The sequence below is a fragment of the Limnobaculum parvum genome (assembly GCF_003096015.2).
Lineage (GTDB): Bacteria > Pseudomonadota > Gammaproteobacteria > Enterobacterales > Enterobacteriaceae > Limnobaculum > Limnobaculum parvum.
Genome location: NZ_CP029185.2, coordinates 3,137,411 through 3,152,238 on the forward strand (window position 1 = coordinate 3,137,411; position 14,828 = coordinate 3,152,238).

The 14,828-nt window shown below is 45.9% G+C and carries 11 protein-coding genes, 1 other RNA gene and 1 pseudogene; 10 read left to right on the top strand and 3 right to left on the bottom strand.

The features are described from left to right. Positions 1-180 precede the first annotated feature (180 nt). From HYN51_RS13070 to HYN51_RS13090, 5 genes are all read left to right on the top strand, one after another. Positions 181-1,341 (top strand): NapC/NirT family cytochrome c, encoded by a 1,161-nt coding sequence (locus HYN51_RS13070; RefSeq protein ID WP_108900427.1) that lies wholly within the window; start codon positions 181-183, stop codon positions 1,339-1,341. Between the two features lie 51 nt (positions 1,342-1,392). Beyond that, positions 1,393-3,873 (top strand): trimethylamine-N-oxide reductase TorA, encoded by a 2,481-nt coding sequence (gene torA / locus HYN51_RS13075; RefSeq protein ID WP_108902068.1) that lies wholly within the window; start codon positions 1,393-1,395, stop codon positions 3,871-3,873. A 482-nt stretch (positions 3,874-4,355) separates the two neighbouring features. Next, positions 4,356-6,653 (top strand): Orn/Lys/Arg family decarboxylase, encoded by a 2,298-nt coding sequence (locus HYN51_RS13080; protein ID WP_108900428.1) that lies wholly within the window; start codon positions 4,356-4,358, stop codon positions 6,651-6,653. 46 nt (positions 6,654-6,699) lie between these two features. Continuing rightward, a complete protein-coding gene (potE, locus tag HYN51_RS13085) occupies positions 6,700-8,124 on the top strand; it encodes a putrescine-ornithine antiporter (RefSeq protein ID WP_108900429.1) in 1,425 nt (474 codons plus the stop codon). 229 nt (positions 8,125-8,353) lie between these two features. Then, a complete protein-coding gene (locus tag HYN51_RS13090) occupies positions 8,354-8,680 on the top strand; it encodes a hypothetical protein (protein ID WP_108900430.1) in 327 nt (108 codons plus the stop codon). Between the two features lie 145 nt (positions 8,681-8,825). Here HYN51_RS13090 and HYN51_RS13095 read toward each other — a convergent pair whose 3' ends face one another. After that, positions 8,826-9,188, bottom strand: a complete 363-nt coding sequence (locus HYN51_RS13095; protein ID WP_108900431.1) for a hypothetical protein — start codon at positions 9,186-9,188, stop codon at positions 8,826-8,828. A gap of 183 nt (positions 9,189-9,371) precedes the next feature. On the opposite strand from HYN51_RS13095, the pseudogene HYN51_RS16645 reads away from it, so the two are divergent. After that, positions 9,372-9,575 (top strand): annotated as a pseudogene (locus HYN51_RS16645) (DUF6392 family protein); the annotation flags it as partial. Between the two features lie 207 nt (positions 9,576-9,782). Here HYN51_RS16645 and rnpB read toward each other — a convergent pair. Together rnpB and rsmI are read right to left on the bottom strand one after the other, a co-directional pair. After that, positions 9,783-10,159, bottom strand: an RNA gene (rnpB, locus tag HYN51_RS13105) — RNase P RNA component class A. An 87-nt stretch (positions 10,160-10,246) separates the two neighbouring features. After that, the gene (gene rsmI, locus HYN51_RS13110) at positions 10,247-11,128 is read right to left on the bottom strand and encodes a 16S rRNA (cytidine(1402)-2'-O)-methyltransferase (RefSeq protein WP_108900432.1); all 882 of its coding nucleotides are present in this window, start codon (positions 11,126-11,128) and stop codon (positions 10,247-10,249) included. A gap of 63 nt (positions 11,129-11,191) precedes the next feature. On the opposite strand from rsmI, the gene HYN51_RS13115 reads away from it, so the two are divergent. Genes HYN51_RS13115 through dolP form a run of 4 tightly spaced genes read left to right on the top strand, consistent with a single transcriptional unit; the run spans position 11,192 to position 14,577 of the window. Then, positions 11,192-12,991, top strand: a complete 1,800-nt coding sequence (locus HYN51_RS13115) for a penicillin-binding protein activator (protein ID WP_108900433.1) — start codon at positions 11,192-11,194, stop codon at positions 12,989-12,991. Continuing rightward, positions 12,949-13,350 carry a YraN family protein gene (locus HYN51_RS13120; RefSeq protein WP_108902069.1) on the top strand — a complete coding sequence of 134 codons (402 nt, stop codon included), beginning with the start codon at positions 12,949-12,951 and terminating at the stop codon, positions 13,348-13,350. Before HYN51_RS13115 ends, HYN51_RS13120 begins: the two co-directional genes overlap by 43 nt. Positions 13,351-13,394: 44 nt before the next feature. Then, positions 13,395-13,985 (top strand): DnaA initiator-associating protein DiaA, encoded by a 591-nt coding sequence (gene diaA, locus HYN51_RS13125; protein ID WP_108900434.1) that lies wholly within the window; start codon positions 13,395-13,397, stop codon positions 13,983-13,985. A gap of 13 nt (positions 13,986-13,998) precedes the next feature. Then, a complete protein-coding gene (dolP, locus tag HYN51_RS13130) occupies positions 13,999-14,577 on the top strand; it encodes a division/outer membrane stress-associated lipid-binding lipoprotein (protein ID WP_108900435.1) in 579 nt (192 codons plus the stop codon). Positions 14,578-14,828 lie beyond the last annotated feature (251 nt).

Here is a 14,828-nt window from a genome sequence, read left to right on the forward strand (position 1 = left end):
AATTGTCTATTTTCTCGCCATACCCACACAATAGGGTTATCATGCCAATTCCCTTCGAAAATTATGGTCTACACTTTAGCTTATCGGAGAGCTATTACGTTCCCTTTCCGTCATTTCCGAGGTGGTGAGACCTGGATAATTTCTCTTTTATTAAGACATAATCAAAAAAGCAGGCGAGCAATGAAAAATTCAAACGATCCATCGGCGAAACGCCGCAAATGGAGTGTGCTATGGATATTAATCATAGGCATTATTCTTGGTGCGGTTTTATTGGGCGGCTCTGCATATGTAATGCATAAAACCAGCGATACCGCATTCTGCGTATCCTGTCATACCATGCAGCAGCCATTGGCGGAGTATCAGGGCAGCGTACACTTTCAGAATACTAAAGGTATTCGGGCTGAATGTTCTGATTGTCATGTTCCTCATCAACCGGTCGATTATCTTCTGACCAAAGTCGCAGCCTTAAAAGATGTTTACGGTGAAATGACCGGAAAAATCGATACGCCAGAAAAATATAACGCCCACAAGCTGGAGATGGCCCAAAAAGTCTGGAAAGAGTTTGAAGCCAATAACTCAGCCACCTGCCGCTCCTGTCATAGCTTCGATGCCATGGATATCGTTGCCCAAAAACCAGAAGCCCGTATACAGCATCCGGTTGCTATTAAAGAAGGACAAACCTGTATCAGTTGTCATAAAGGGGTCGCCCATATCCTGCCAGATATGAGTTCTCTTGCCGCTGCCAGTGCTTCCGAACTGTCTGACGCTGCCGCGAAAACGCCGGAAAGCGCCACTAAGCTCTACACCATTGGAACTCAGCCTTTCTACTTACAACCTGGTGAGCAACATAATGCCGGTAACCTGATGCCATCTACCGAAGTGAGCGTTGTCAAACGTGATGGCGATCGCGTACTGGTTAACGTCACCGGCTGGCAGCAGGACGGAGTGAATGAGGTGCTGTATGCCGCAGAGGGTAAACGTATTCTCAGCGTATTACTGGGTGATGAAGCCCGTACCAGCCTGAAAACACAAAGCTCCGTAACTGACCCGGAAACCGGTTTGGTATGGCATCAGGCGGCCATTCAGGTTTGGGTAGCTAAAAACCAGTTAATCGACGATCAGGAAAAAATCTGGCAGTACGCCTCTACCATGATGTCCACCAACTGCACAGGCTGTCACGGTTTAACTGCGCTCGACCGTTTCAATGCCAACCAGTGGATTGGGGTCGTGAAAGGAATGGCGCCGAGAACGTCTCTGACCGAGGAACAATTACGCCTGTTGACCCAATACGTTCAGAAACATGCCAGCGATATGCAAAGCGCTCAACCGGCTAAATCTTAAGGAATAAAAGAAATGAAAAAATATGATTCTGAAGATCGCCACATTGATGAGCTGTCCGTGTTTGAACAACAGCCGCTGAAACTCAGCCGCCGCCGCTTTTTACTGGGTACCAGCGCCATGGCGGCGGTCCCGCTACTGAGTGGTTTGTGGCCGAAATCGGCTCTGGCAGAAGCTATCAGTCAGGCCTTACCGCAGTTTGTTGTTTTGCGTCAGGCCCAAAAAGGTATTCTCACTGCAGCCCACTGGGGCGCATTTGAAGCCATCGTAGAAAATGGCAAGATGGTTGGCGTTCAGCCGGTGAGTGATGATCCCTACCCTAATGAGCTGGTCACTATGGCTCCGTATCAGGTTCATGCCAAAAACCGTATCAAATACCCGATGGTACGTAAAAGCTGGCTGGAACATGGCCCAGGCAGCCACCCGGAACTACGCGGTAGCGATGAATGGGTGCGGGTGAGTTGGGACAAAGCGCTGGATTTAGTCAGTGGACAAATTGCTCGCCTGCAAAAAGAGTTTGGTCCACAGTCAATCTATGCCGGTTCTTACGGCTGGAAAAGCGTCGGGCTGCTTCACAACGCACGAACATTACTACAGCGCTTGATGAACCTGAGCGGTGGCTTCTTGGGTTATGCCGGTGACTACTCAACCGGTGCAGCGCAAGTGATCATGACCCACGTTGTGGGTTCAATGGAGGTGTATGAGCAGCAGACCGCCTGGCCAAATGTGATTGAAAACACCCAACTGGTTGTCATGTGGGGCTGTAACCCAATGGTGACCCTGAAGAACAGTTGGAACGTACCGGATCACTACGGTCAGACAGGATTCGAAGCGCTGAAAAAGAAAGGCACCCGCATTATCAGTATCGATCCGGTGCATAACGACAGTGCTAAATTTGTTAATGCCGAGTGGATTGCGCCTCATCCTTATACCGACAGCGCCATGTTGTTGGGTATTGCCCACACGCTACTGACGGAAAAATTGCACAATCCGGACTTTATCAAAACCTATACCGTTGGTTTCGATAAGTTTGAGCAATACCTGATGGGAAAAACCGATGGTGAAGAAAAAACCGCCGAGTGGGCTGAAGCCATTTGCGGTATTAAAGCGGATACCTTACGTCAGTTAGCCCGCGATATGGCTAAAAACCGCACCATGATTATGGGAGGTTGGGGCATACAACGCCAGCATCATGGTGAACAGCCTCACTGGATGCTGGTGACTGTCGCCTCTATGCTGGGGCAAATTGGGTTGCCAGGTGGCGGCTTTGGCTTTAGCTATCACTACTCTTCCGGCGGTAGCCCAACGGCTAAAGGCGGTATTGTGGCGGGTATCTCTGCGGGTAAAGCACCAAAGAACTCACCGACGCCTATTCCGGTAGCGCGCATTGCCGAGTGTTTAACCAGCCCTGGAAAAACCGTTGATTTCAACGGCAATAAGGTGACCTATCCCGAAGTAAAAATGATCTATGTTTCCGGTGGTAACCCATTCCACCAGCATCAGGATACCAATAACCTGCGTAAAGCCTACGGTCATGCAGAAACGGTCGTGGTGAATGAACCTTACTGGACCGCCACCGCGAAACATGCAGATATTGTACTACCGGTTACCACCAGCTACGAGCGTAACGACTTGGAGATGGGCGGCGACTACTCTCAACTGTATGTGTTCCCAATGCATCAATGCGTACCGCCACAGTTTGAGGCACGCAATGACTTCGATATTTTTGCCGGTTTAGCCGAACGACTGGGGGTACACGATGCCTTTACCGCAGGAAAAGACGAAACCCAGTGGCTGAAAGGCATGTATGACGATATGAAACTGCAAGCCCGCAATGCCCGGGTTGCCCTACCGCCGTTTGATATGTTCTGGGCCTCCAACAACTACGTGCGCTTCCCGGTGCCGGAAGCCAATACTCAATGGGTGCGTTTTGCCGATTTCCGGGAAAATCCACTGTTGAATCCTCTGGGTACGCCATCGGGTAAGATTGAGATCTTCTCTGATACCATCGCCAAAATGAATTATTCGGACTGTAAAGGCTATCCAAGCTGGATGCCGCCGCACGAGTGGTATAAAGCGGAAATAGCGGAAAAGTATCCACTCTCCCTCAATACCGCCCATGCCACCAATCGGCTGCATTCCCAGTTGGATAACACCCCGCTGCGCGATAAGCATGCGGTAGCCGATCGAGAAGCCATCATGATTAATCCGCAGGACGCCGAGAAACGCGGCATCAAAAATGGCGATCTGGTTCGAGCATTTAACGACCGAGGGCAAATTCTGGTGGGGGCTATCGTCAGTGAAGATATCCGCAGTGGTGTAGTCCGTATCAGTGAAGGAGCCTGGTTCGATCCGGCTAATCCTGATGAGGATAAATCCTTGTGTAAAAACGGTAACGTCAACTGCCTGACCTTTGATATTGGTTCATCCAGTTTGGCACAAGGTAACTGCGGTCAAATGGCCCAGTTAGACATTGAGAAATATACCGGGCCGGTGCTTAAAAATACCGCTCATGATGTACCGACGGGGGCATAGTCGGATACAGATTGACTAAATTTATCGCTGTGGAAACACCGGGGGAAAAGCCCGGTGTTTTTTTATCTATTTTTAGCCGCTGAAATAAAGGTAAGGTAGAAATAGTAGTTCATAATCTACTCACTCTAAAACCCTCATTTAGAATTCGCAACAATATCAAATACAAAGAATGATACAATTTATATCTAGTCCAATTTTATCAAGAGACTACTAGTTCTGGATATATGACTTCCGACTTATACTCGCTCTTAATTTCTAGTAAGTAACATTCATTTTTTTATTGACGCTAATAAAAAATGCTCATGTTAAAACGTATGCTTGAATACCGTTATATCGCAACACATCAGTCATCAATCAGTAAATTATATTTGCTAATATCTCAGGAAAGTAAATATAAAAATCAGCCCCACCATTCGTTGTAGTGAAATACTCTTATATTCATACATGCAATAAATATGTTTTATCAAACTATGGAGATCAGAATGGAAATTTCTAGTGAAAGATTAGTCGGGCTAAATGTTTTAATGATACATGCTGATACTCCTCAACCTACGGCGATAAACCGTGCAGTCCAAACGCTTGTTTTAGATTTAAACAAGCGAGGAATCAATGTTACCTGTTCGGGTGACTTTGATGATGCCTGTTCAATAGTGCTTGCTGATTCAACCATTCAGTGTGTTGTGATGAACTGGATGTTACAAAACGACGATGAAAACAATCAGAAAGCCAGAGATATGATAAAAAGTATTCGTTCTCGCAACACGGATATCCCGATTTTCTTAATGATAGAACGTAATAACTCTACACACTTAACGGCTGATGTTATGCGTCAAACAGATGAGTTGATTTGGTTACTTGAAGATACGGCTTTCTTTATTTCTGGCCGTATTTATTCAGCTATTTTACGTTACCGCGAAAGCATTGCGCCACCGTTAACCAAAGCAATTATGGGGTTTGCTGAAAAGTATGAATATTCATGGCATACACCTGGGCATACGGGTGGGACCGCTTTTCTAAAATCCCCCGTAGGCCGGGTTTTTCATGACTATTTTGGTGAAAACCTATTACGTTCTGATTTATCTATTTCTGTTGGTGAGTTGGGCTCTTTACTTGACCACAGTGGCCCAATTGGAGAAAGCGAAAAATTCTGTGCTAAGGTATTTGGTGCCGATCGCGCTTATACCGTGACGAATGGTTCTTCCATGTCTAACCGCGTCATTCTGATGTCTTCTGTGGCACGTAATGACTATGCGCTATGTGACCGTAATGCCCATAAATCAACAGAACAAGCGCTCACCATGACCGGGGTTATTCCAACCTATTTAATACCATCCCGCAATAATTTGGGCATGATTGGGCCAATTTATGCCCAGCATTTGCATGAAAGTGCGGTCAAAGAATCAATCAAGAATAATCCGTTAGCGAATGATAAAAATAAGAAAGCAACACATGTCATTATCACTAACTCAACCTATGATGGATTAATTTACCATGTACCCACCGTCATCGATTTACTGGATGCCAGTGTAGACCGCATCCACTTTGATGAAGCATGGTACGGTTATGCGCGCTTCAATCCAATCTATCACGATCACTTTGGTATGTTCGGCGATCCAAAAGATTATCCGAAAGATAAACCAACTATTTTTACGACGACCTCAACACATAAGCTGTTAGCTGCGTTGTCTCAGGCTTCATTAATTGGTGTACGTGATGGGCGTAATCCGGTGCCGCATGAGCGTTTTAATGAATCTTATATGATGCACGCCTCAACCTCGCCTCTTTATCCTATTATTATGTCTAATGAAGTATCCGCAAAAATGATGAGTGGAGTCAGTGGGTTAGCGCTAACTACAGAATCTATTACTGAAGCGGTCAGTTTCAGAAAGGCCGTTCGAAAAATTAAACGTCAGGCACACAAAGAGCAAGATTGGTTTTTCTCAACCTGGAATGCTGATTATGTGACAGACCCTAGCACTGGCGAACGCATCGCATTTGAAGATGCCCCTGATGAATTACTGGTGACGAATACCTCCTGCTGGAAGCTGAATCCTCAGGATAGCTGGCACGGATTTAAAGGTATTGAAGATAACTACTGCATGCTCGACCCGATCAAAGTTTCCGTAGTGATGCCCGGCGTGGCTAACGATGGTTCAATGGAGGAGTTTGGCATTCCGGCAACGTTAGTCACGGCATTTTTAAGCCAACGTGGCATTCAGGTTGAAAAAACAACCGACTTTACCATCCTATTTTTATTCTCATTAGGCGTAACCAGAGGAAAATACGGTACGCTAGTCAATGCGCTATTACGCTTTAAAGAAGCCTACGATAACAACATCTTAGTCAGTGAAGTATTGTATGCGCATAACAGTGACACGCCAGCATGTTATGCAAATATGGGGCTAAAAACTTTATCGGACGCTATGTTTAGCATGATGAAAGATAGCCAGACTCTGGCAATACAAGCACAAGCGTTTTCTACCCTTCCACAACCCGTCATGACGCCTGCAGATGCCTATGTGAAATTAGTGCATAACGAAATTGATTCCGTTCGCATTGATGACTTACACGGCCGTGTTTTGGCCACCGGCGTAGTTCCTTATCCACCAGGAATCCCGATGATAATGCCTGGCGAAAGCGCCGGCGGTAAAGATAGCCCTTATATCCGTTACTTACAGATATTGCAGGAATGGGATCGGAGGTTTCCTGATTTTACTCATGATATTCACGGTGTCGAAAATATTGATGGCGACTATTTTGTTCAGTGCCTTAAAGCGTAGTGCGAAATAAAAAGATAGTGCGAATTATTATGGAGATAGATTTATTATGAGTGTTAAAAAGATGGGTGTTGTTCAGTTAACCATGTTAACTGCAATTAATATGCTAGGTTCGGGTATCATTCTTCTACCGACTAAGCTGGCAGATGTAGGTAATATTTCCATCGTTTCATGGTTAATTACTGCAACGGGTTCGATAGCATTAGCTTGGGCATTTGCTTGCTGTGGAACAATAAGCAATAAACCCGGAGGTATGGGAGGCTATGCTGAATATGCTTTCGGCAAAGCCGGTAATTATATCGCCAACTATACCTATGGCGTGGCCATTGTTATTGGTAACGTGGCCATTGCGATTACGGCTGTGGGCTATATCAACGGGTTATTTCATATCAACCCCAATCCACTACAAATCGGCATGATGACGATTGGATTACTTTGGTTAACGACCATTGCTAACTTTGGTGGTGCAAGTATCACAGGTAAGCTGGGGGGAATTACCGTTTGGGGAGTCATTGCTCCCGTTGTCGTGATTTCAACCATTGGCTGGTTCTGGTTTGATCCGAAAATTTACGCGGCTGGCTGGAACCCGCACCATAAAACGCTGCTTGAAGCAGCAGGATCGTCGGTTGCTATCACACTGTGGGCCTTTTTAGGGCTGGAATCAGCCTGTGCTAACTGTGATGCAGTAGATAATCCACAAAAAAACGTTCCGATCGCAGTGTTGTTTGGCACCATAGGCTCAGCGATTATCTATATCGTCTCAACTAATGTTATTGGCGGTATTGTTCCTAATATGCAGTTAGCGAACTCTGATGCACCTTTTGGTCTGGCATTCGCGATGATGTTTACCCCTGAAGTGGGTAATATCATTACCGGATTAATGGTAATAGCTTGTATTGGATCGCTATTAGGTTGGCAATTTACTACCGCTCAAGTATTCAAAAGTGCCGCTGATGTCGGCTACTTCATGAAAGTATTCTCAAAATCCACTAAATCCGGTACGCCAATAGTCGGGATGATAATATTGCTCTTTGTTCAATCGATTCTGAGCTGGTTTTCTATCCCGCTTAGCAAAGATGGAACTCGTCTTGGCTGGTTAACCCAAACCGATATCTCTAATCCGGGAGTCTCTGCACAATTTTCGGCAATCGTCGATTTATCGGTAGTAACGAATCTTATTCCTTATATTCTGTCTATGGCCGCGTTAGTGACCATTCAGGCTATTGCACACACACCAAAACATAAGGCATTGATTAACAATGCTATCGCTCTAGTCGGCGCGGCATACAGTTATTATGCGCTGGTCAACTCAGGCGATCAGGCACTTATGTATGGTGGTGTTGCAACAATATTAGGATTCACCTTTTATGGTGCCGTCAGTGCACGATTTGTTAAAGATGAACAACTCTTACACCCTGATCATATTATTTCCGGTTCCGAAGAAGTTCCCGCCGTACCTTATGATAATAAGTAACTTTAGGGCATAATAAGCTATTCAAGAAGGAACACTAACGTGTTCCTTCTTTTCTTTTTAAGATGGACTAAACGGGTTTTAATATTAATTGTCTTAACTCACTGCGCTATCGAATCAAAACAATAGAAGTAATTTAAATTGAGCTATACCGTTGAATTAATCTGCGTTCCCCTACCCGAACCAGACGAACAGGCTTGGGAGAAAATCTTTCAGCTCAGAGAAGTGTATTATGGTGATGGATGAAAGAGAAAAATCTCCTATCCTTCTAGAACTGCATAAAGTATTAACCGCTCGTTACCCCTGCTTATGTGATTGTAGTGATGATGAAGTTGATGACTGCCCTTCGGCTGATGGCCCAATGATCAATAATTTCAATCATGATATGGGAATGCTCGCCATCTCGTTCTCGCGGGTTGATGAAGTTGTGCCATTTATCATTGAGGCGGCTCTTGCACTCAATATTATTGTTGCTGATGCTCAAACCAATGAGATACATCGCGTTCCCCCCATCAAAAAAGACACCAAAAACCCTGGTATAAATTTTAGTAATCTCTGATACAAAAACACCCCAGCGTTGAATCCAACATATGGGGTGTAGCCAATTGCATAACAACGTAAAATAATGCCGATAACACAACCTAATCCTGATGGTTCTTTACACCACCACTCTCGCTATAAGTTCGGCATCAAAACGCGTGTCGTTATTTAACTGGGGCAGGAGCTGGTACCACGTCGTCAGGCGTTGGTTGCACATTCGAAGCAAAAGTAAATTTTTGATATTTATTCTGAAAAGCCTGTTTGGCGGCTTTACTGGTCATTTTTTTCTCTAAAACTTGCACCTTATACTGGTTAGCCGTTGCCATGATTTTGATGGTTCCGTTACCCTGACTCACCTTATCATCCGCATTAACTAGTGAATTCATGCAATCAACATAGCCGACAAAAGCATCAGCGGTCGGATTCATTTCATCACATCGCATATGATATTTCGTCAAAATTGAGTATTTAGATGCACACCCTGCTACAGCCAACACAATCAATGCTAAAAGAGATAATTTTTTCATTATGATTCCTTGAAATCCATTTATATAAATAACATCACTAAAATGAGTTAATTTATTGTTTTAGTTAAATAAGCCATAGTTAAGCTTTCCATAATTACGCCGCTATATTAAATTTATTTAACTTATTATCAATAATAACCTGAAAAGAAAAAGGCACTTTATGCGGAATGATTACAAGCTGATATGACACGGCAATGGATGCACAGTCAATTAGGGGAGCCAGAGAAATCTTTGCCACCTAGGAAAAGGCTAAACAAAGATGTAGGTTGGACAGAACTTTATACTCTTTTAGACTTTCATATACCACTGAGTATGCAGGTATCATATGACCTCCAAGAGAGAGCTAAATCAGTTACATTCCTACCAACTTCAGAAGTTCGGTGGTAATTTCTTAGACACAGAGAAAAGCTTACTAATTATCAATCAAGATCAGCCTGAGAATTTCTGACTGGTCTTTTTTTATATAAGGCTTCATCCCCTATCAATTACCTATAAAGAACGTTTTGACTAAAACAACAACGGTTGATGTACCCCACCCTGTATCCCATTCTCTGAGATACGAGAGAAAACACATCAACCGCTTGTTTTAAAAGATATTGGAGTCGGCCGTTAAGCCGGGTTCTGTCGTGGACAGTCATTCATCTAGGCCAGCAATCGCTCACTGGCTCAAGCAGCCTACCCGGGTTCAGTACGGGCCGTACCATGTGAACCCCTATTTGGCCTTGCTCCGGGTGGAGTTTACCGTGCCACGGTCTGTTGCCAGCCGCGCGGTGCGCTCTTACCGCACCCTTTCACCCTTACCTGATCCCACTTGCGTGGGCCATCGGCGGTTTGCTCTCTGTTGCACTGGTCGTAGGCTCGCGCCTCCCAGGCGTTACCTGGCACCCTGCCCTATGGAGCCCGGACTTTCCTCCCTTCCACCCGTCTCCCCAAAGGGACTACGGTGAAACGGCGACTGTCTGGCCGACTCCGGCGCGGAGTATACCTGTGATAGCCACAATAAGCCAGAACGCAAACCAACACTCTTTGACAGAATCCTGCTGAAGACGACCAAAAAGCTACTCGTCCTCTTCTTCACCCTGCTGTTGATCCAGCGCATAACGATATAGCGCATTTTTCTTTACGCCATGAATTTCAGCAGCCAGAGCCGCCGCCTTTTTCAACGGTAACTCTTTTTGTAACAGCGCCAGCGTACGCAACGACTCCGCAGAAAGCTCACTCTCATCTTCTGCTTTATAGCCTTCAACAATTAATACCATTTCACCTTTACGGCGCACTTCATCGGCTTTGACCCAAGCCAATAATTCACCCACCGGTGCACCATTAATGTTTTCCCAGGTTTTAGTTAGTTCCCGAGCCAATACCACATAGCGCTGCGGCCCCCAAACGGTAACCATGTCCTGTAGGCTATCCAACAGGCGGTGTGTCGACTCGTAGAAGATCAGCGTTCGGGGTTCTGTTTCCAGATCGCGCAGTACATCACAACGCGCTTTAGTTTTAGCCGGTAAAAAACCTTCGTAACAAAAACGATCGGAAGGAAGCCCCGCTGCCGACATGGCCGTAATCGCCGCGCAAGCCCCCGGTAATGGGATAACCCGGATATTTTCTTCTCGACAGAGACGTACTAAATGATAGCCTGGGTCGTTAATTAATGGCGTACCCGCATCAGAAACAAGCGCTATACTGTGTCCATCTTTCAATTTTGTGATTAAAATGTCTGCCTTAAATTGCTCATTGTGATCGTGCAGTGCAAAAAGTTGTGCATTAATGGCAAAATGCTGTAGCAGCAGACCCGTGTGTCGGGTATCTTCTGCCGCAATGAGGGAGACACTACCCAGTACATCCAGTGCTCTTTGAGTAATATCACCAAGGTTACCGATAGGTGTAGGCACCACATAAAGGGTTGAGGGTAAAATAGCGACTTGATTGTGTTGACTCATGGTTTCATCCGGGTGGCCGTTTAACATTAACGATCTTAAAATTACGAATAAATTGGATACAGCATGCGTTTAATTACATACCTGCGTACTAAGGCAAGCCAGGCTCTGCCAGTGGTACTGGCTGCGCTGTTTTTGGTAGGATGCCAAAGTTTAAATAACTCACCAAACAGTATTCGGGGTGAGCTCACTCAGCAATCATCCTATTACCTGCAACAGGCCGCTGAAAGCCAAGGCGATATTCAGGCAAACTGGAAACTGTTAGCCGTTCGGGCGCTGATTATGGAAAATAACACCAAACAAGCGCTGAATACACTGCAAGAATTACCGGAGATGCTGCCAATTGCTCAGGATCAGGAGCGGCTTCTTCTTCGTGCCGAGCTTGCTGCAAAGCAACAGGATAGCAAAGGTATGTTCCAGTGGCTAAAAAACATTGATTCGAACAGCTTATCTAAAGTGCAGAAAGCCCGCTACTATCGCGTAGAAATACAGGCAAATCAGGGCCGTGACCCCGTTGCTCAACTACGCGCCAATATTAGCTTGGAACCACTGGTCGCAGAAGATGAAAAGCAAAAGGTTATCGACCAGACTTGGAACCTGCTAAACCGGTTTACCATGCCGATGCTCACCTCACTGAATGTTGATGCAAATGAAAATACGCTGAGTGAATGGCTCGAATTACTGCAAACCTATCAGAATAATAGAGCCGACAACAATATGCTTCAGTCTGCGGTTAAAGACTGGCAGGGTCGCTATAGCAGCCATCCAGCATCCAAAATGTTACCGGCACCACTGGCTCGTGCATTAGGTTTACAAAAGGGTGAGGCTTCTACTACTACTACCACCACCACCAATATTGCACTATTGCTACCGCTGACGGGGTCAAATAACAAGTTCAGCCCGGCAATTCAGGCTGGCTTTAACACAGCGAAATCACTGAGTAGCACAGGTGCTGGCACACCGGTCAAAGTTTATGATACCAACAGTAAGCCTATAGCAGACCTTCTGGTTCAAGCAGAGCAAGAGGGTGCATCCATTATCGTTGGGCCATTAATCAAGACTGACGTAGAAAAACTGGCTCAGTCGCCATCAATGCTAAATATGCTGGCGTTGAACCAACCGGAAAAACTATCAGATCGTCCAAACATTTGTTACTTCGCTCTGTCACCAGAAGATGAAGCCGCTGATGCCGCTCGTCATATCAACGCTCAGGGTAAAACCGCCCCGCTGGTTATCGCACCGAGCGGAAATCTGGGGGATCGCGTCGCCCGCGCCTTTGCCGATCAATGGAGTCAGTTTGGCGGTAATACTGCGCGCGTTCAGTTCTTTTCTAACCAAGCAGCGCTCAGAGAAGCGCTAAGTGGCGGTCGTGGAATGAGTGCCGATGGTCAACCAATTACGCTGTCATCTGGTGTAACCGGCACCGCCAGCGACCCGGTAGATGCTATCTATATCGTCGCCACTCAACCTGAACTGGCATTAATTAAGCCGATGCTGGATATATCCAAAGCCTCTAAATCCGCAGGATTATACGCAAGCTCTCGTAGCTATCAGGCGGGTGCTGGTCCAGATTTCCGCTTTGAAATGGAAGGCCTACAGTTCAGTGAAACGCCAATGCTGGCAGGACTTTCTCCGGCAGTTTTACAGGCAGCAAGTAAATACAACAGTGACTATACTCAATCTCGCCTTTACGGTATGGGAGCAGATGCTTGGGAACTTGCGAGCCATTTCTCAGAAATTAGTCAGTCACCTGACTTCAAACTTACGGGTTCCACAGGCATACTCAGTGCAGACTCTAACTGTGTGGTTCACCGTCAACTATCATGGATACAATACCGCCAGGGACAACTGGTCCCGGTAAAATAACACACTATCAGGTTGGTACGCGCTATGAAGCCATAGCGCGTCGCCATCTAGAACGATCGGGTTTATGCTTTGTCACCGCTAACGTTAAGTTTCGCGGTGGCGAACTGGACTTGATTATGCAGGACGGTGATATTCTGGTATTTGTAGAAGTGCGCTATCGACAGAATTCACGCTTTGGTCACGCCACCGATTCTATTACTTGGCATAAACGGCAACGCTTGCTTTATGCAGCTTCCCGCTGGCTAGCACAACAACAATTATGTCTGGAAACAACAAACTGTCGGTTCGATGTTTTAGCCATTACTGGAAATCAGTTACAATGGTTGCCGAACGCGTTCAATGCCGATGGTGATACTTAAGCCCTCTTCGGCCTAACAAGCAAAACGAAAGCAGAACTTATACTATGTTAGAAAGAATCAAAGGCTGTTTTACCGAAAGCATCCAAACACAAATTGCAGCGGCTGAAGCCCTGCCAGACTCCATATCCCGTGCGGCAATAAGTATCGTTCAATCTTTACTTAATGGAAACAAAGTGCTGACCTGTGGGAATGGCGCTTCCGCCGCGAATGCTCAGCACTTTGCTGCCACGCTAATCCATCGTTTTGAGACTGAGCGCCCCAGCTTACCTGCTTTAGCCCTAAGTGCAGATACTATCACCCTCACTGCCATTAATAATGGTGGCGTAAAAGATGAAGGTTATGCTAAACAGGTACGTGCTTTGGGACAAGCCGGTGATATCTTAGTGGCGATCTCAAGCCGTGGTAACAGCCGTGATATCATCAAAGCCGTTGAAGCCGCTGTAACCCGGGATATGACCATTGTCGCTCTCACAGGTTCAGATGGCGGTGAATTAGCGGGTTTACTGGGCCTGCAGGATGTTGAAATCCGCATTCCCTCACACCGGACGGCTCGCATACAAGAAATGCATATGCTAATTATCAACTGCCTTTGCGATCTTATTGATTACACACTATTCCCTCACCAGGATGACTGAAGGAGCTTTTTGAATGAAAATCCGTAACCTTACTGTGTTGGCTATGTTACTAAGTACCACCATGCTAAGCGGCTGTGTGGCTGTCGTTGCCGGTGGTGCTGCTATGGCCACTAAAACAGCTACCGACCCACGAACAGTAGGAACGCAGGTAGATGACGTGACATTAGAAGCACGCGTCAGCAATGCGATCGCGAAAGATCAAGAGATTAAGCAAGAAGCCCGTATCGTCACGACTGCCTATCACGGTAGCGTTCTGTTAACCGGCCAAACACCAAAAGCCGAGCTGGCTGAACGCGCTAAAAATATCGCGGTGGGCGTAGACGGCGCAGAAGAAGTTCATAACGCCGTTCGCGTAGGTAAACCGGTTGAAATCAGTACTGCATCAAGCGATAGTTGGATCACGACCAAAATTCGCTCACAGCTGCTGACCAGCGATAAAGTGAAATCCAGCAACGTGAAAGTGGTGACTGAAAATGGTGAAGTATTCCTATTAGGTCTAGTGACTGAAGCTCAAGGCCAGGAAGCAGCAAAAGTGGCCAGTGAAGTGAGCGGTGTTAAACAGGTCATTACCGTATTCCAATACGTTAAATAGTAACCAGACCCTATATTATTTAGTTTGATCATCATAAAAGGCCACTGCCGGTATCCATCTCCTTTGTGGCCTTTGATTCAATTCTCCTGAATACCTGACAATATAAAAAGCACAACGTCCGGTCTCCTTAGTTCAACTTCACAACAAAATCTATAATTAGGGTAAGTACGCTGCTTTTCATCCCGGTTTCCTGTGAAATTTGCCATTTCTTGCTTATGCTTAAGTTGATCATAGCTGAACGAAGTAAGGCA